Source organism: Microbulbifer sediminum (genome assembly GCF_021729035.1).
Taxonomy (GTDB): Bacteria; Pseudomonadota; Gammaproteobacteria; order Pseudomonadales; family Cellvibrionaceae; genus Microbulbifer; species Microbulbifer sediminum.
The window spans coordinates 111,023-128,394 of record NZ_JAJSAP010000003.1 but is presented as its reverse complement, the minus strand read 5'-3'; the positions used below and the strand labels follow the sequence as shown (position 1 = coordinate 128,394).

The 17,372-nt window shown below is 53.2% G+C and carries 22 protein-coding genes; all 22 read left to right on the top strand.

Going from position 1 to position 17,372, the window contains the following annotated elements:
- Positions 1-465 precede the first annotated feature (465 nt).
- Genes LVD11_RS05665 through LVD11_RS05560 form a run of 22 tightly spaced genes read left to right on the top strand, consistent with a single transcriptional unit; the run spans position 466 to position 17,350 of the window.
- Positions 466-1,050 carry a tetratricopeptide repeat protein gene (locus tag LVD11_RS05665; RefSeq protein ID WP_237057187.1) on the top strand — a complete coding sequence of 195 codons (585 nt, stop codon included), beginning with the start codon at positions 466-468 and terminating at the stop codon, positions 1,048-1,050.
- 15 nt (positions 1,051-1,065) lie between these two features.
- Positions 1,066-1,434 (top strand): hypothetical protein, encoded by a 369-nt coding sequence (locus LVD11_RS05660; protein ID WP_237057186.1) that lies wholly within the window; start codon positions 1,066-1,068, stop codon positions 1,432-1,434.
- 5 nt (positions 1,435-1,439) lie between these two features.
- A complete protein-coding gene (locus tag LVD11_RS05655) occupies positions 1,440-1,928 on the top strand; it encodes a tetratricopeptide repeat protein (protein WP_237057185.1) in 489 nt (162 codons plus the stop codon).
- A 6-nt stretch (positions 1,929-1,934) separates the two neighbouring features.
- Positions 1,935-3,095: a tetratricopeptide repeat protein gene (locus LVD11_RS05650; RefSeq protein ID WP_255775391.1), complete on the top strand. Its 1,161-nt coding sequence runs from the start codon at positions 1,935-1,937 to the stop codon at positions 3,093-3,095.
- Positions 3,092-3,367, top strand: coding sequence for a flagellar biosynthetic protein FliQ (locus tag LVD11_RS05645; RefSeq protein WP_237057183.1), 276 nt, complete (start codon positions 3,092-3,094; stop codon positions 3,365-3,367). Before LVD11_RS05650 ends, LVD11_RS05645 begins: the two co-directional genes overlap by 4 nt.
- 11 nt (positions 3,368-3,378) lie before the next feature.
- Positions 3,379-4,140 (top strand): flagellar biosynthetic protein FliR, encoded by a 762-nt coding sequence (locus LVD11_RS05640; RefSeq protein WP_237057182.1) that lies wholly within the window; start codon positions 3,379-3,381, stop codon positions 4,138-4,140.
- The gene (locus LVD11_RS05635) at positions 4,140-5,216 is read left to right on the top strand and encodes an EscU/YscU/HrcU family type III secretion system export apparatus switch protein (protein WP_237057181.1); all 1,077 of its coding nucleotides are present in this window, start codon (positions 4,140-4,142) and stop codon (positions 5,214-5,216) included. Before LVD11_RS05640 ends, LVD11_RS05635 begins: the two co-directional genes overlap by 1 nt.
- Position 5,217: 1 nt before the next feature.
- Entirely contained in the window at positions 5,218-7,242 is a 2,025-nt protein-coding gene (gene flhA / locus LVD11_RS05630; RefSeq protein WP_237057180.1) for a flagellar biosynthesis protein FlhA, read from the top strand.
- A gap of 13 nt (positions 7,243-7,255) precedes the next feature.
- Entirely contained in the window at positions 7,256-7,957 is a 702-nt protein-coding gene (locus LVD11_RS05625) for a flagellar hook-basal body protein (RefSeq protein WP_237057179.1), read from the top strand.
- A gap of 8 nt (positions 7,958-7,965) precedes the next feature.
- Positions 7,966-8,742, top strand: a complete 777-nt coding sequence (gene flgG / locus LVD11_RS05620) for a flagellar basal-body rod protein FlgG (protein ID WP_237057178.1) — start codon at positions 7,966-7,968, stop codon at positions 8,740-8,742.
- Positions 8,742-9,722, top strand: coding sequence for a flagellar basal body P-ring formation chaperone FlgA (gene flgA, locus LVD11_RS05615; RefSeq protein ID WP_237057177.1), 981 nt, complete (start codon positions 8,742-8,744; stop codon positions 9,720-9,722). Before flgG ends, flgA begins: the two co-directional genes overlap by 1 nt.
- Positions 9,712-10,344, top strand: a complete 633-nt coding sequence (locus LVD11_RS05610) for a flagellar basal body L-ring protein FlgH (protein ID WP_237057176.1) — start codon at positions 9,712-9,714, stop codon at positions 10,342-10,344. The genes flgA and LVD11_RS05610 overlap by 11 nt, the downstream gene beginning before the upstream one ends.
- On the top strand, positions 10,344-11,480 hold the full coding sequence (locus tag LVD11_RS05605; protein WP_237057175.1) for a flagellar basal body P-ring protein FlgI: 1,137 nt from the start codon (positions 10,344-10,346) through the stop codon (positions 11,478-11,480). Before LVD11_RS05610 ends, LVD11_RS05605 begins: the two co-directional genes overlap by 1 nt.
- Before the next feature lie 12 nt (positions 11,481-11,492).
- Positions 11,493-11,876 carry a flagellar basal body rod protein FlgB gene (locus tag LVD11_RS05600; RefSeq protein ID WP_237057174.1) on the top strand — a complete coding sequence of 128 codons (384 nt, stop codon included), beginning with the start codon at positions 11,493-11,495 and terminating at the stop codon, positions 11,874-11,876.
- A complete protein-coding gene (gene flgC / locus LVD11_RS05595) occupies positions 11,877-12,311 on the top strand; it encodes a flagellar basal body rod protein FlgC (RefSeq protein ID WP_237057173.1) in 435 nt (144 codons plus the stop codon).
- 3 nt (positions 12,312-12,314) lie between these two features.
- A complete protein-coding gene (fliE, locus tag LVD11_RS05590; RefSeq protein WP_237057172.1) occupies positions 12,315-12,605 on the top strand; it encodes a flagellar hook-basal body complex protein FliE in 291 nt (96 codons plus the stop codon).
- A 23-nt stretch (positions 12,606-12,628) separates the two neighbouring features.
- Positions 12,629-13,963 (top strand): flagellar basal-body MS-ring/collar protein FliF, encoded by a 1,335-nt coding sequence (fliF, locus tag LVD11_RS05585; RefSeq protein ID WP_237057171.1) that lies wholly within the window; start codon positions 12,629-12,631, stop codon positions 13,961-13,963.
- Positions 13,938-14,303, top strand: coding sequence for a hypothetical protein (locus LVD11_RS05580; protein ID WP_237057170.1), 366 nt, complete (start codon positions 13,938-13,940; stop codon positions 14,301-14,303). Before fliF ends, LVD11_RS05580 begins: the two co-directional genes overlap by 26 nt.
- Complete coding sequence (locus tag LVD11_RS05575) at positions 14,284-15,018, top strand: FliH/SctL family protein (RefSeq protein WP_237057169.1); 735 nt, start codon at positions 14,284-14,286, stop codon at positions 15,016-15,018. The genes LVD11_RS05580 and LVD11_RS05575 overlap by 20 nt, the downstream gene beginning before the upstream one ends.
- Complete coding sequence (locus tag LVD11_RS05570; protein ID WP_237057168.1) at positions 15,011-16,318, top strand: FliI/YscN family ATPase; 1,308 nt, start codon at positions 15,011-15,013, stop codon at positions 16,316-16,318. Before LVD11_RS05575 ends, LVD11_RS05570 begins: the two co-directional genes overlap by 8 nt.
- Positions 16,315-16,770: a hypothetical protein gene (locus tag LVD11_RS05565; protein WP_237057167.1), complete on the top strand. Its 456-nt coding sequence runs from the start codon at positions 16,315-16,317 to the stop codon at positions 16,768-16,770. The genes LVD11_RS05570 and LVD11_RS05565 overlap by 4 nt, the downstream gene beginning before the upstream one ends.
- Positions 16,757-17,350, top strand: a complete 594-nt coding sequence (locus LVD11_RS05560; RefSeq protein ID WP_237057166.1) for a hypothetical protein — start codon at positions 16,757-16,759, stop codon at positions 17,348-17,350. Before LVD11_RS05565 ends, LVD11_RS05560 begins: the two co-directional genes overlap by 14 nt.
- Positions 17,351-17,372 lie beyond the last annotated feature (22 nt).

Here is a 17,372-nt window from a genome sequence, read left to right as displayed (position 1 = left end):
TTACATTGGGTCAAATTTTCTTTATTATCTGCTTCCATCTGCGACACATACGAAAAAAAATCGCGGATTTAGTGCTTTTGGGGAACGGGATGTCTATGAAGTACGCAGTCTGTTGTGCACTCTTGCTGTGCACTGCATGTTCTATTACTACTCCTGCCAGTGTGGTCCAACCAGCGTTTTATACCCGAACTCCCTGGGTGGTTGAGGGGCAGTTCGCTCCCGTAACGCGCCATTTTCAGATTTTAATTGATGGGCAGCCTGTAATGGCCGGTAACAGCGGCTGGTGCGGCCGGACAACTACCCTGTACGGCCGCTATATGGGGGCAAAGCTATCAGCGTTTTGCCACAGCGGCGATTTCTTCACTAATCGGAATTCACACTGTGAGTTGACCATAGACGGTGTCGAGTCCGGATTGATTCATTTCCAATAAGCAACTACCCGCAAGCTTCAATCAGGATACTGTAATGAGCGAACTCACATCTGAGGAGCTATTCCATCTCGGGCTTCACTCACTTGAGTCCGATGACGTGGAAAAGTCTCTGGGCCTTTTCAAACGCTGTGTTGAAGTGGATCCAGGCCATGCGAAAGCTACCTATATGATTGGTGCGCTGTATGCACAGATCCAGATGGTGGACAGCGCGGCGGAATGGATGCAGCGCGCCATAGATATGGATGCTGGTGAAAAAACAGCAATATTCCAGCTGGGCTTGCTCTATTTGACTTCCGGCGAGATCGATAAAGCGAAAACTGCCTGGGCAGGCCTGTCCGATTTGCCTGCAGATCACGCCTTTACGCTCTTCAGCAAAGGCATGCTCGCACTGGTGGAGGATGACTTTGAGGGATGCATCAAGCATCTGAGCGAGGGGATCAGTAAAAATGACTTCAATGCACCATTGAACAATGATATGTCCCGGGTAATCGAGTCAGCAGTGGCGGCGCAAGAAAGCCAGTCTGCTGGTGTTGAGCTGCAACAACCAGAGGCATCCCCCTCAGGGGCGGGAACACATATCGCACTGAGCGGTTACCGCCAGTCCCTCAAGAAGCATTAATCCTGGAGGGGGCTCTTGGACCCTATTGATGGTGTAGCAGCTATTTCCCGTCTGTTGCGGAGCAAAGTCTCCGCAGAAAGGCGAGGCGCAAAAGTCGATGGGCGGCAGAGTAATACAGCACCTGCGCCGAGGTCGTCCCTGCAGGAACTTGAGAAAGAGCTAAAGATCAGGCTGAAGCAGATCGATGCGGAATCGGGAGATACGGAAAGAAAGTCCAAGGTAATTCTTGAGAGCGTTCTGGCATGGGAGTTTGGTGACAAGGTCCGCAACGAGCCCAAGTTCAACCTGCTGGTAACCCGCATTCACCACCATCTCAATAGTGATAAAAACCTTAGCCAGGCCTTGCATGGTCTCATCGCAAGCCTCGGCGCTGGAAGAGAGTAAGAAGATTGTCTGCGAACAACGATAGTGAACAGAGGCAGCGCCTCAAGCCAATTCTTGAGTTGATGAAGGCTGAAAATTACGAAAGCGCAATTCCCCTGCTGAAAGAGTTCGTGGGCGAGTTCCCGGCAAATGAAGTCGCACTGGGGATGCTGGCCGCTGCTTACCAGCAGCTTGGGATGACCGACAGCTCCCGGGAGCTATTTCAGCAGATCCTCGCTCAGAATGAACGAAATGCACTGGCTCGCTTTCACCTCGGAATGACGTATTTCCAGGAGCGCAGCTGGACTGAGGCGCTGAAAATATGGGAGCCACTGGTGGATTCGGGTGAAGACTTCGCTGCGACTTTCTATAGCGGAATCTGTCAGGCCAACCTTGGAAACAAGAATCTGGCAATAGAGCTCCTCAAGGCAAGCGGCCACAACATGCCGAGGAATCACCCGCTATTCCAGCAACTGGAAAAAATTGCAACGGAACTCAATTTCAGCCTCTCGTAACAGAAAATGAAAAATGTAAGCGAAAAAATTTCCCAATACCTGGGCTATCTCAAGCTGGATCCGGCTAACGCCATACTGTGTGTCCAGCTTGGCGACCTTTACCACAGCCAGGGGGACCTGGAGGAGGCGCGAAAATATTTTACAGCGGCGCTCGACAGTGAGCCGGAGAATAGTGTCTACCTCTCCAGGCTGGGAAACCTGTGTCTTTCCGAGCATAAGTTCCTGGAGGCGGTGAAGCTGTTTGAACATGCCCTGGAAATTGCGCAGGGAGATACAAGTGTAATGTACAACCTGGGTCTTGCCAGGTTCTACGCAAAGCAGTTTGAATATGCGCAGGGGATTTTTGAATCCCTGGAAGGCGAAAACGAGGGGGCGAAATTCCCTGACCTGGATTTCTACCTTGTCTCCAGTTTGCACAACCAGGGCAAAAAGGAAGAGGCGATATCTCAGGCAGAAACGCTGCTTGCGAAAAAGTCAGATAATAAGCTCCGAGGTTACCTGTCGCTCATCCAGATGGATAACTTCGACATGGGGGCAGCTGTCAAAACAGCGAGCGAGGTTCTCGCCCACGATCCCGAAAATGTCGATGCGGCGACCGTCCTGGGTAACCGTGCTATTGAAGAGCAGGAAACCGGTGAAGCGAAAAAGCTCTTTGATCTGGTGGCCGAGCGCGAGCCAGAAAGTCCCCGGGGATGGCAGGGAAAGGGCCTTGTTGCCCTGTTGAACAAGGACCTGGACCTGGCAGAGGGCTATTTCAGGAAAACACTCGAAATCGATCCCAACCAGGTGGGTAATTACAACACTCTGGGGTGGACTTACATCATCAAGCACCAGTTCGAGCGGGCGGAAGATGTCTTTCGCAAGGGTATTGAGGCCAACCGGAACAACTCAGAAGTTCATGGTGGACTGGCTGTTGCATTGGTGTTCCAGAACAAGCTTGATGAGGGGCGGCGCGAGGCTGATACCGCTCTCAAGCTGAATAAGTTCTCTTTCGGTGCGGTTTACGCAAAGAGCATAATGCTGCAATTGAAGGGCAAGGAAAAGGTTGCGGCGAAAGTCCTGGGCGGGATGCTGGACCAACCGCTGGGTAATGGCAAGGCTTCGCTGATGGATCATTTGCGGAAATATGAGAGCCGGAATGGCGGTCAGTCCGATAAGACACTATGAGTGAAGATCTGGCAGTTTCCCTGCTTTCTCAAATGCTATGGGTCGCAATAAAGGTGTCAGTTCCGGTTTTGGGGCTCACGCTGATTGTTGGGCTTATCGTCAGTATTTTTCAGGTGGTCACACAGTTGCAGGAGATGTCCCTGACATTTATTCCCAAACTGCTGGTTGCCGGGCTGGCTCTGATTGCATTTGGCGGCTGGATAATTGCACAGATTACAACTTTTGCTGGTGGGTTGATTGGAAGGATACCAGAGATCCTGCAGGGGCTCTGAGGTGCTCGAGGATGAGTTTACAGTTTTCGAGTGAATGGCTGTTGTCCGTATTGCTGGTTGCAACAAGGCTGTCGCCACTTGTTTTCTTCAGCCCGCTATTCTCACTGGCAAAAGTTCCCGCGCGGATATCCGTACTGCTTATCGTCATTACAGCAGTCGGCATATCACCGCTGGTCAAGACAGCCGCAATTGGCGGGATAGGGACGGCGCTCGAGTTAGCTGTGTTTGTCATGGAGGAAGTGGTCATTGGCCTCCTGATGGCCTTTGGTGTCTTTGCTGCCTTCGCAGTTTTCAGTTTTGGTGGCAGGCTCCTGGATATGCAGATGGGCTTCGGGGTGGCCGCGGCAGTTGACCCCGCGAGTGGGGCCCAGTCCCCCTTGCTTGGTACCGCGATTCTTTCAACGGCAGTGCTGGTGTTTTTTCTCGCTGATTACCATCACGCATTTTTGAAGGCGTTTATTTACAGTTTTTCCAGTATCCCTCTCGGCGGGGGGATTGCCGGAATTGGGGGGAATGCAGTGATTTCGCAATTCGGGCTCATGTTTACGCTGGGTGTGGTGCTTGTTTTGCCAGTGGTTGTAGTCCTGCTGTTTCTCGATATCTGCATGGCCCTGGCTGCGAGATCAATGCCACAGATAAATATGTTTATGTTGAGCATACCAATCAAGGTCCTTGTGGGGTTGATCCTGCTGGCCATGCTTGCAGCGACGTTTGGCAATATTTTCACGCAGGCGTTTGAGTCTATATTCAGCTACTGGGGGGCATTGACGTAATGGCCTCGGAAGAACAGGAGCAGGATCGCTCTGAACCGGCGACTCCGTATAAGCTTGAGCAGGCACGGCAGCGCGGCCAGGTGGCAAAAAGCGTCGAAGTAAACGCATGGGTTATTCTTGCAATATGCTCCATGGTGGTGTTCGGACTATTCGATGCATTGGTGAGTAATTATCTGCGTGCCAGCCAGTTCTACCTGGCCAACTCGGGGAGTATTCCTCTCAATGGCAACAACGCAGTTCTCCTGCTCCAGAAGGTCTTCGATGACCTTTTGTTTGTCTTTGCTCCGGTCATCGGGGCCATTGTGATTGCCGCCCTTGCGGCAAGTTTTATGCAGGTGGGCGCGATCTTTAGCTGGCACCCCTTGAAGCCTGATGTAAAACGACTGAATCCGGCTCAGGGCTTCAAAAGAATATTTAATAAAAAAATAATTTATGAGCTTATAAAAACCTCAATAAAGATTTCTATTGTTGCCTGCCTGGTATGGGTCGCCGTTGTGACCACTATCGACCAGATCTTCCAGCTTCGCAGCGCTGGTGTAGGCCATCAGGTGAAGGAATTGGCCGCCATTGGGTTTGTCTGGGTCGCGTTGGTCCTCGCAGGTCTGGGTGCCATCGCAGTAATCGATCTTGTGTATACGCGGTGGGAATATAAAGACAATATGCGTATGAGCCGCCGTGAGATCAAGGAAGAGGTAAAGCGGCGTGACGGCGATCCAAAAGTAAAGGCAAAAATTAAAGAACTTCAGAGAGAAGCTGCGAAGAAAGGGCTGTCACTGGCAAACGTTCCCGATGCTGATGTGTTAATCACTAACCCGACGCATATAAGTGTTGCGATAAAGTATCAGCGGGCGCTGATGCCGGCGCCGATTGTAACCGCAAAAGGGGCCGGGGACCTGGCACTCAAAATGCGTATTAAAGCGACACAGTCGGGTGTGCCAATTGTCGAGAGCAGGGAATTGGCGCGGTTGCTCTACCGGGAAAGTCAGCTTCAGGATCCTATCCCGCCGGAAACATTCCCTGATATTGCGAGGATTCTTGTAGATGTGATGCGAAAGAAGGGTGAGGCAGATAGCTAAAATGAAGTGGAATAAAAGCCTTCTTTCCGGGCACAGTGACTTGATGCTGGTATTGGCGATGGTCGGGATCCTGATGGTCCTTTTCACACCGATACCCTCAGTATTGCTAGACTTCCTGCTTATTCTCAACATAGCGTTTGCGTTGTTGATTCTGTTGTTGACATTTTACGTTGAAAAACCGACCAAGTTTTCCACGTTTCCCTCTCTGCTTCTGATGGCGACACTTTTCAGGCTGTCCCTCAATATTGCTGCGACCAGGTTAATCCTGGACGACGCAGATGCCGGAAAGGTCATCGGTGCGATTGGCGAGCATGTGGTGTCGGGGAATTACGTGATCGGCCTGATCGTCTTCCTGGTACTAATTGTCGTGCAGTATGTGGTGGTGACGAATGGTGCACAGCGGGTTGCGGAGGTGTCGGCGAGATTTACCCTGGATAGCATGCCAGGAAAGCAGATGAGTATTGATGCGGATCTCAATATTGGCCTGATCGATGAGCACGAAGCAAAGCGGCGCAGGCAAGAGATAGAGAAGGAGAGCAATTTTTACGGGTCAATGGACGGCGCCAGTAAATTCGTTAAAGGCGATGCCATTGCAGGAATCATAATCATTCTGATCGATATCATTGGCGGTTTGACCATCGGTATTGCGCAAAAGGGGATGGCCTGGTCTGAGGCGCTTCAGACGTTCACCCTGTTAACTGTGGGCGACGGGATTGTCACCCAGATCCCCGCCCTGATCATATCCACGGGAACAGGCATAATCGTTACCCGGGCGACTTCCGACGCCTTCCTATCGCAGGAGATCAGTCGACAGATTACCTCTTTCCCCAAGATCCTGGTATTGATCGGGCTGGCCCTGCTACTGATCTTGTTCCTGCCGGGTCTGCCAGCGTTACCCGTACTTACCGCCCTGGGCATTGTGGCTGCCCTTACGTACTTTGCGATTGCCAAGGGGCAGTTGCCGGAGCCAAATGAGGAAGAGGAGGCTCCTGAAGAGCCGAGTGCTTACCAGGCACTGGGCGTTGACCCCCTGGCTATCGAGATTGGTACCGGACTGACAGAGGCATTTTCTGACGGCGGTTCTTTTAACGAAAGAATTGCTAGCTACCGGAAAAAGAGTGCCAGGGAGACCGGTTTCGTGATCCCGTCGGTAAAGGTGGTTGATGGAGAGTCACTTTCGGAGACCGAATACCAGATCGTTGTCAATGACGTTCCCGTTGCGGCAGGTAACCTGTACCTGGACAAGTGGCTGGCTATTAACCCTGGCGACGCTGGTGACGAGATAGACGGGATAGAGACCCGGGAGCCTACATACGGACTGCCCGCGCGCTGGATTGACGAGGGCTCGCTGGAGCTTGCCGAACTCAGTGGGTTTACGATTGTAGATCCGGTTACAGTCTTGATTACCCATTTGAGCGAGGTGCTCAAGACCAGCGCCCCGGAGCTGTTGACACGTAAAGAGGTGGAGCAGCTGGTTAATCAGTTGCGCCCGGACTATACCAGCGTGATCGATGAGTTAATCCCCTCCCTGATGACAATGACAGATGTACAGAAGGTGCTGCAGGCCCTCCTCGCTGAGCATGTCTCAATCAGGAATCTGCCGATGATATTGGAAGTCCTTGTCGATAAGGCTCGCATCAACAGGGAAACATCCTATTTGGTAGGCCAGATCCGGGAGCGTCTGGCAGGGCAGATCTGCCGGCAACTGGCAAATGAACAAAATGATTTGTATGTGATGGTTCTGGATCCCGCGGTAGAGAAGACCGTCAATGAGTCCCTCCAGAGGGCACAGGAGGGACGTGCTCCAATGGACCCCAGGTTCTCAGAGCAATTATTAAAGCGCATAGCCGGAAATGTAGAGAAGATGATGTCCGCCAACATCAATCCAGTCCTTCTCTGTAATCATGGCATCCGCTCGTATCTTCGTGACTTTTCATCCAAGGCAATACCGCAGTTATCAGTATTGTCGATGAATGAAGTCAGTAATAACGTCCAGCTGAAATCTTTCGGTGTGGTCACAGTTTGAGGGTTAAGTAACGATGGATAGCTTACTGGCGATAGCCGAGGCCAATATCTCCGCGCGCATGGAGCAAATATCGATCAGCAGTAACAATGTGGCAAATATGAGCACCACAGGATATAGAAGCTCGGTAATGGTGGAGCCTTCGTTTGAGCACACTTATCGGCAGGCTGTTGGTCAGGTAAATACCAGTCACTACAGCCATGTCGACTTCACGCCCGGAAATATTCGAGCCACTGGCCGGTCGCTGGATTTTGCGTTGGCCGGCAATGGGTTTTTCAAGCTGGAAACGCCGGGGGGAGAATTGCTGACTAGAAATGGACAGTTCAGCATCGCAGAAGGGGGCCAGCTGGTTGGCCCGAATAATTGGCCGGTATCGCTTGTGGGCCAAATTGATGCGCTGGATCGCGACCTGGATGTTAAACAGGATGGTCGAATTTTCAGCAAAGGCGAAGAAGTTGCACGCTTTGAAATTGTGACCGCTGAAAGCAGCCAGATCCAAGAGGTGGCACCAGGACTGTATCGGGTCAGAGAGGGATCTGTTCAGGGGCATGCTACGCCCCAACTACTCCAGTCTCACCTTGAGGCATCTAACGTGAATTTACTTGGTGAAATGCAGAAGATGATGTCTGCCGTCAGAAGTATAGAAAGCTCCCAGAAGGTTCTTCGTAACTACGATGCATTAATGGATACAGCAATTACAACTCTGGGTGAGTTTTAGGGAATATTATGATTGATTCGTTTTTTATCGCTGCCACAGGTATGCATGCGCAACAAAAGCAGATTGACTCGGTGTCTAACAATCTCGCAAACCTAAATACACATAGCTATAAAAAAAGCCATGTGACATTCGAATCGTTGATGGCGACCCAGGTTGAGAAGTCGTTTCATGTGCCTTATGTGAAGGAGGTTGCTGCAAAGGGCGTAGGTGTCTCCGCTGTAAAACAGAATGTAGATTTCAGTTCAGGGGAAATGATACAGACCGGCCGTGCGCTTGATGTAGCGATCAATGGGCAGGGCTTCTTTGAGGTGCAGTTGCCAGACGGCAGCTTCGCATACACCCGCAACGGGCATTTCGAAGTCAATAGCGAAGGTGTGCTTGTCACCTCTGGTGGAGCAATGGTGAATCCGGGCACAGAAATTCCCTATGATGCCACTGACGTTGTAATTGGCCAGGATGGCTCGGTCCAGGTTAAGTACGCCGGGGCACAGGAGTTTGTCCAGGTTGGAACCCTGGAGATAGCCCGCTTTGAGAGTGAATCAGCGTTGGTCCCTGTTGGTGGCAGCATGTACCTGAGGACAGAAAAATCGGGTGACCCAGTATTCTCCCGGCCTGATGAGTTTGGTGCCGGTAAAATTCGCCAGGGTTATCTCGAAAGTTCCAATGTTGAGATGGTTGAAGAGATCACCACCATGATGGTGGCCCAAAGAGCGTATCAGGCCAACTCCCGGGTGTTGCAGATGTCAGACCAGGTCCTCGAAATCATTAATAACCTGAAGAGCTGATGATACCTGCGCAATTACTTAGCCTTATCTTGACAGCCGGCGGGCATTCAGTCGTTTCTTTAAGTCTGAAGCCCGCTGTCTCGTTAGATACCGCCTATCCGGTGCTCGGCGATATCGCTGTGATCAGTGGTGGTGCCGGGCAGGGCTTTACCGGAGGCGGCGGTGCGCTTGGTGATGACTACATGCGCCTGAGCGAAATACCTGTAGGCGGTCCATTGTTGCCCGGCAGGACTTACAGGTTTGGTCGCGCGGAGGTCCAGTATTACCTGCGGCAGTCCGGCTTGGAAGTACCCGCCATCAAATGGGACGGCGCTCCCCGGGTGGCTATTAGCCGAGAGCAGAAAGAGCTTAAAAAAAGCCGGCTGCAGAACAGAGTCAGAGGCGCTATTGCGAGCAAGTTTGGTATACCGCTGGAAAGCCTTGAGTTATCTCTTGCTGCGCCTGCTGAAATATCGGTGCCCGGTGATGAATATGACCTCGATATCCAGATCGAACAACCAGAGCTCCACAAGAGTATGTCGGCATTGGTGTCGATCTCTTCGGCAGGCCGGTTGATCAGGAAGCAGAGGATAAAGTTTACGGTTTCTTTCTGGAAGCTGGCAATGACCGCTGCGACGGATATTCGCAGCAATACCGAGATATCCGACAGACTGCTGGCCAGAAAGACCGTGGATGTGCTCTTGGCCAGGGGGGAAGTTGCCAGCTCCCTGACAGAATTGGCGGGAACACGACTGGTGCGCCCTGTCCGTGCCGGGCAGCCGATAGCCTTACAGGACGTCGAACCTGTTCCCGCGGTAATTAAGAGCCGTGAAGTACAAGTGATATATGCCAGCGGAATGATCGCGATAAAAATGAAAGGCCTGGCACTTGAGGATGGAATCATAGGTGAAACTGTAATGGTCGCCATCCCTACATCGGATACTCCTGTGACAATGAAAGTGACAGGTGAAAAGCAGGGGAGGATAGAAAATGGGGTCTAGCAAGTTTGCAAAGCTCTGGGCATTTTTTGTGTTTGCGTTCACTTCGGGTGTTGTGATTGCAAACGGAGGGCCTGGCTATGAAGTCACGCCTGAGGAGGACTACCCGGAGGAAACTGGCTCACTGTACTCCGACGAGACATACCAGTCCCTGGTTGAAGACCATCGGGCGAGGTTCCTGGGGGATACGCTGACAGTCCTGATCTATGAAGCAGCAAGTGCCACGAGTAAAGCCGATACGGACACTGAAAAGAACTCCAGGATCTCCGTCAGGGCCTCTGATACCCATAACACTGTCGGCGGAGATTTTCGCGGATCCTCGGAATTTGATGGCGGTGGCGTCGAAAGAAGGTCCGGTGAAGTGATAGGGAAGATAAGCACCACCGTTGAAGCGATACTGCCGAATGGCGACCTTTTCGTTCGTGGACGTCAGGTGATATCGCTTAATAATGAAAGCCAGACAATTTTTGTTGAGGGCAGGGTCAGGCCTGAAGATATCACTGCTGATAATACTGTGATTTCAACACGGCTGGCTGATTCAAATATAAAATTCCAGGGTGAGGGACTGCTTTCGCGCAAGGAAACCCCGGGGTTGATCTCTAGAGCGCTGGAGTGGTTGTTTTGATGAAAAATTTCTTTTCCTGCCTTGTGTTCGGCGCCCTGCTATGTGTCGGTGCCGGCGTTCCAATGCATGCAGAAGCAGAAAGCGTCCGCTTGAAAGAGCTTGCGAGGCTCAAGGCTGATAGGGCGAACATGCTGGTGGGCTACGGTGTTGTCACAGGGTTGGCAGGAACCGGTGATAGTTACAATAACAGGCTCACGAAGCAATCAATCAGTAATCTGGTTGAGAACCTGGGCCTGAACATCGATTCGCGGGATCTGCGGGCACGAAATGTTGCCGCGGTAATGATTACTGCATCGCTTCCTCCATTCGCCCAGCCGGGATCGAGTATCGACGTGACTGTCAGCTCCATGGGTGATGCGCGTTCCCTGTTGGGGGGCACGCTGGTAACAACCCCGTTACTGGGGCCGGATGATCGAATCTACGCGCTCGCGCAGGGCGCTCTTTCAATCGGAGGTTATCGATACGACCTGAACGGCAACCTGGTACAGAAAAACCACCCGACAACCGGAACCATCGCCAATGGTGGGATTATTGAGCGCGCCGTGGCCAATGGACCAAATGGGCGTGACAAAAAGCTCACGTATGTCCTGAACAGCCCTGATATTACAACGATCAGCAGGATTGTTAACGCAGTGAACAGCCGCTTTGGTGGGGAGTTTGCTTCTGTAGTGGGGCCGGGTACCTTCGAGGTATATCCCCCGCAGCAGGGTAACAACGGCCTCTACCAGTTTCTGGCCCAGTTGGAATCCCTGACCATCAGCCCCGATGTCCGTGCACGAGTCGTGCTTAATGAGCGAACCGGCACGGTGATAGCCGGCGGGGATGTGAGGATTTCGCCTACCACGATTACCCATGGCGATATGGTGGTATCCATAAGCACCGATTTCTACGTCTCCCAACCCAATGTCTTCTTTGGTAGAAACAACCTACCAAATGTCAGGACCGAAGTTGTTCCTGATACAGAGATCAATGTGGTCGAGGAAGAGTCGGTCATGATTAACATGCCACAGGAAAGTAATGTTGCTGAGCTAGTTACCGCACTGCGGAAAGTTAATGCGAGTAGCAGGGACATCATTACGGTATTGCAGGGATTAAAGGCCGCCGGTGCGCTACATGCTGAACTGGTCATTCAATAAGGGGGAGTACAAGTGATAGATGAGTTATCCGGTGCCACATCTGCGCTGGTCAAGGTGATGCTGGACGCGAACCTGCAGTCCCAACGGCTTTCTGCCAATAATATCGCTAATGCGAACAGCCGCGGGTACAGCCCCATGACGGTGGATTTTGACAGGCTTTACCGGGAAGCCGAGGCGATATTGGACAAGGGTGGCTCTACAGTTGATGAGTTAACTGCAGTCAAGGAGTCAGTGGGTACCAGTAGTTATACCCAGACAGATGATGCGGCTGTATCGCTTGATATGGAAATGGTCCGGCTAAATCAGGCGGTAATACAGTACCAGACCCTCCTGAAGGCGATGGGCAAGTATGGCGGCCTTGTCAAGATGGCCATTAACGGGGAGCGCGGAAAGTAAATGGATTATCTATCAGTATTTGATATCAGTGCTTCGGGCATGAGTATTGAGAAGTCACGGCTTGAGCTTGTCGCGACCAATCTCGCTAATGCCAATAGGACCCGCCCGGCGGGTGAGTCGCCTTACAGTGCAAAGACGCTGGTTTCAGTCCCTGCTGGCAGCTCCAGCTTCTCCCGGGAGCTTGACGCGGTTGGGCGAGTTCCGGCCTACGGCGCTGAGAAGGCTGTAATTCTCGAAAGCGCGGAGGAGCATCGCGTCAGCTTCGAGCCTGCCCATCCTCACGCCGATAAGGATGGTTTTGTTAAGTACGCAAATATAGATCTGCTGACCGAGATGATGACAATGATGCGCTCTGTCCGTGCCTATGAGGCTAACGTGAAGGCGGTCAACGCATACAAGGCAATGGTTCAGCAAGCACTGGAAATAGGGAGCTAAATTATGGCAATTGAGCCGATCAGTGAGATTCGGGTTGAGTCCCTGGTTCCAACCAGGCTCCAGAAAGCTGAGCCTGAAGATTTTTCCTCTTGGATTGCGGAACAGTTGGGTGAGCTGGACGGCCAGATCCAGAGATCTGAGTCTGCACTGCAGGACCTTGCATTGGGTAAGGCTGAGAATATCCACGATGTGATGTTCGAGCTTGAAAAAAGTCGGACGGCTTTCCAGCTAACCCTGCAGGTTCGAAACAAAGTGCTTGAGGGTTACCAGGAAATAATGCGAATGCAGGTTTAAGCCTGTATTTAAAGGGGTTATTGATGAAGTTTACAGAGGGTAGGCCGCTATTGTTTGGCGGTATCGCGTTGATCGTTGTGTTCCTTGGTGTGGCCAGTTATTGGTTGTTGGCATCTGGGGAAGAGGTGCTGTTCCGGGAGCTTTCTCCAGAGGAGGTCGATAAGGTGTCGGCCGAACTAAGTGTGCGCTCAATCGAGCACAGCATCGACCGGGCCCAGGGCACTATCAGTGTTGCCAAGCAGGATCTGTCGCGGGCAAAAGAGACAGTAATGAACAGTGGCAATGCCTTTCGGGAGATCATTGGCTTCGAACTCTTTAACGAGTCGGATTTCGGTATTACAGATTTTGCGCAGAGAGTCAATTACCAGCGCGCGCTCGAAGGTGAGCTGTCCCGGACGATTGGCTCCCTCGATGATATCCGGCATGCGCGAGTCCATCTGGTGCTTCCGGAAAAGAAACTCTTTTCTGAGGATAAAGAGAAGGTCTCGGCTTCAATTACTGTGTACCTTGATCCTGGAAAGGAAATCAGCGCATCCCAGGTTGCCGGTATAAAGAAGCTGGTGGAGTCCTCGGTGCCTAAAATACAGCCGCAGGATATCTCTCTTGTGGATCAGTCTGGCAATGTGCTCGGGGCAGGCGCATCTTCTGTGGAGGGAGCCGTTGGCGGCCAGTTACGTGAGAAGATTCGTACGGAAAAGTATTTGCAGGGCAAGCTTGCCAGTATTCTCGACGGCAGTCTCGGCCCGTCGAATTATGTCGCCCACGTCGATGTTTCCTTGATGTTGAATAATCGCACTGTGCAGACCGAGCGACCAATATCACCGGAGAACGGAACCGGGATCAGGAATATCCGCGAGACCGAGAGTCGGGGGGTGGGTGATGAACAGGGTAGCCGCGAAAAATCCAGGGAAGTGAGTTACGAGTACGGTCGTGAGATCAGTAATACTGAGTATGCGGGATACGAGATCGCCAGGCTCAGCGTCGGAGTAGTCGTCGACAAAGCGCTGGAGGATATCCAGGTCAACGACGTGCAAGAGCTCGTCTCCTCTGTTCTGGGCATGAAGCCGGAACGTGGAGACACGGTTACAGTTATCAAGAATAGCATTGCGCTCAAGAAAGCTTTTGAGAAATATAATGAGGAGTCGGCTCCCGGTGTTGTCAACAGCACGCAGCGGGAGCCTCAAATGCCTGTTCCTTCGCAATACATCCTGATCGCAGTTGGCCTGCTGCTGGCTATAGGGGCTTTAATGATGCTGGCCAGGATGTTTGCAGAGCGGTCGAGAGTACGCAGGGTGTCCCGTCAGCTTCAGCAGTGGGCGGAGCTGCCAGATAATGTGGTGGAATACAGTGATAGATGAAAAGCAACTGGCCATTGACCTTTTCCTGCTCCCACGGAGGAAGCGCGAGAGAATGCTGTCGCAGATTCCGGAATCACGCAGGAAGGTTCTGGAGGGCTATTTTGCCAGGTTTGAGTCTGTATCCTGCGGGACTGGCGCGGTTGCCGGACCGGCGCTAACAGCGGATTTCAATCGTTCATCGAATCTGGCGAGAATGTTGCCTGGTGGTTCGGCCACGCTCATCCGGCGTGTGGAGAAATTGTTGTCAGGCGATGATCAAACTTTTCCGCCAGGCCTTGCCCAGGCATTGCAAGAATATTGTGGCGCCGCCAATGAGGTAGATGATGTCAGCCAGCGCTAAGAGAAAACTTCTCGGCGAGCTGTCCGGGGTTAGTGTGAGCCCGGATCCCGAGAGTGCGCCTGTTGAGGCAGTCAGTTCCACAGCAGAAACGCTGCAGGAACTCCAATTGCTCGTGCAGCAGAAGGACACAGAGCTTGCTCGCCTGCGTGAAGAACTATCGCAAAGCCGGCTTCAGTTGGAACAGCTTCAGGAGTCCATTGCGCGGGGGGAGAAGGAGGCTTACCAGGCTGCTGTTGAACAGGGGCGTGCAGATGGGGCCAGGGCGTTTGAAGAAAAGTTGCAGGAGTTGGAAGTTCGCCACAACAAGGGGCTGGATGAGCTCGTGAAGGTGGTTGAGTCAGCAGTGCAGGAAGATCGTGCGTTTATACAGCAGAACATCGCCGATACAGTTGCGGTTTCAGTGGCACGGATTATCGGGGAAAGCCGCATCAACCCAAACTACCTGGCAGATAGCATCTGTAAGGTCGTTGAGGAGTTGCGTAGCCCGGGCCGGGTGGAAGTTCTCGTGGCCGAGAACGTGCATGCCGCTCTGATGAGAAACCGTGTTGTTTTTGATCGAATAGCACGGGTCGCATCCGTTACCTGCAAGGCAGATATGAAGCCGTTTGAAATACTGGTTGATGTGGAGGACGAGGTTGTTGATGCCGGCTACGAGACGCAGCTTCGCAAGGTCCAACAACTGATCTCCGACTATCTGGCGACCCAGAATGCTTGACAGACTTAACCAGGCACTGAAATCGGCGGACCTGCTGGAGTCTTACGGCAAGGTGGAGGAGTTCGTGGGCCTCAGTGTGAAGGCAAAGGTGCGTGGTGCCTTTTACGGGGAAGCATGCACTATCTCGAGTGGACGCGGCCATAGCCTGGAGGCGGAAGTGAAGGGGTTCCGTGATGGCCAGGTGATTCTCTTGCCCTATGGCGACCTTACCGGGCTTAACCCTGGGTGCTTTGTCAAGCGGAGCCGCTCCGTCCTGCAGGTCTCGGTAGGCGAGCAAATGCTCGGCCGTGTGCTGGATGGAATGGGTCAACCAATCGACGATGGCGCCCCTCTAGCCGAAGGCACGAACCGGCCACTGCGGGCTGGGTCCTTATCGGCGATGGAACGTGGCCGCGTGAATACAGTGCTGGAGACTGGTGTTAAATCTGTCGACAGTCTACTGACACTTGGTGAAGGGCAGCGAATTGGTATTTTTGCCGGAGCCGGGGTGGGAAAGTCTTCCCTCCTCGGCATGCTGACATCAGGAGTAGATGCAGATATCACCGTCATCGCTTTGATTGGTGAGCGTGGTAGGGAAGTCCGGGACTTCCTGGAAGAGGTTGTTGCCCCTGAAGAGCGTGAACGGACAGTAATCATTGCAGCCACGGCGGATGAGCCGGCAGTGATGCGAGTCAATGCGGCTTTCACGGCCATGTCTATCAGTGAGTTTTTCCGGGACCAGGGCAAGCGGGTATTCCTCGCCATGGACTCGCTGACCAGATTGGCAATGGCACAGCGGGAAGTGGGCCTTGCGGTTGGTGAACCGCCCACCGCCAGGGGGTATACACCCTCTGTATTTGCGCTATTGCCGGAGCTGGTAGAGCGAGCGGGCAGCAAAGAGGGCGCGGGTAGTATTACCGGAGTCTATACCCTGTTGGTGGAGAACGAAGAGGCGGAGGACCCGGTAGCGGAGTGCGCGCGTGCGATACTGGATGGGCATATCGTCCTGAGTCGCGCGATAGCGAACGAAGGACGCTATCCCGCCATTGATTACCTTTCCAGTATCAGCCGGTTGGCAGGAAAGCTCCAGACTCCCCGGGAACAGGCCCTGTGTGCAAAGTCACGGAGGCTGATCAAGGCATATATAGAAGGCAAGGAGCTCATTGGTCTGGGAGCTTACCAGGAGGGCCACAATACCGAGGTGGACCAGGCCCTTGAACAGGTTCCCCGCCTGTATGAGCTTCTCCGCCAGAGTGGCAGTGCCGATATTGACCGCGCCGGGGTATATGAACAGATGGCCGGCATTCTGGGTGAGCGATGAGTGAGTTGGCACAGATCCATAGCCTGCTGAAACTGGGCCGCGTCGAGATCGGGCAGATGATGGCGGATCTGGCGGAGCTGAATGCCTTAATCGGCACGGTAGAGATACAGGAAGCCAACGCTGGAGAAGAGATCGCCGCAGCGGAGTCAGCGTACCGGGCGCTGCTGCGGCAGGATCTGTCACCGCTCATGCTGGAACAGCTATCCCTGATCACGGATAGCATTGCCTACAGCGAGAAGCGGCAGGTTGAGCTTCAGGCGGAGCTGGCCGGGTTGCGCGAGCGCGCCAGCGTCCTCAAGGGATCAATCCAGCGCCGTGATGGCAAATGCAAGAAGTATGAAGAGCGAATCGGGCAATTGCGAAAGGATACGGAGCGGCGTCATGAACGGCGCCTTGATTGCCTCGGTGAAGAGCACTTCCTGACAACGTGGGCTGCCCATGAAAGTGGTTGACTTGCCGGCAGCGGCTAATACCGCGGGAGGAAGCCTGGTTTCCAACAAGCGGGACCTGGGTTGGGAAAAGGAATTCCTCCAACAGCAGTCGCGCTACTCCGGTGGAGACTCCAGGGCCGCAGCAGGTGAGCGTCAGGTGTCGCAGCCCGGGGGACCGGAGATCGCTGGCAGGACCCGAGCCGCATCCGTACACAACAAGGCAGCGGCCATCACCCATCCCACGGGCCAGTTGTCCCGGCAGGGCAATGCCATGCCGCCAGCACCGGGAAATCAGGTAACCGGTGCCTACAAACAGGTCAGCGGTATAGGCCCCCGACCGGAGGGGCAGCGGGTGATGCAGCCGGTTGCTGCCCGCCTGGGCCCTGCCGTTGCACGGCAAATTGCCGGTCTCCGGGCCTATCTGGTGCGGCTCAAGGGGCACCTGGTGGTCGATAGCGAGGGTGGCGTATCGATCTGGATCGGCAAGCAGATGGATGTCAATGAGAAGAGAGTGGTCGTCGAATACCTGAAAGCTGCTCTCCGTGATTTTGGGCTGGTCTTTCGGCAACTCACCGTTGCCGGTGTAGCTGAAGAACTTTAATAAATCTGAAGGTGGACAAGTA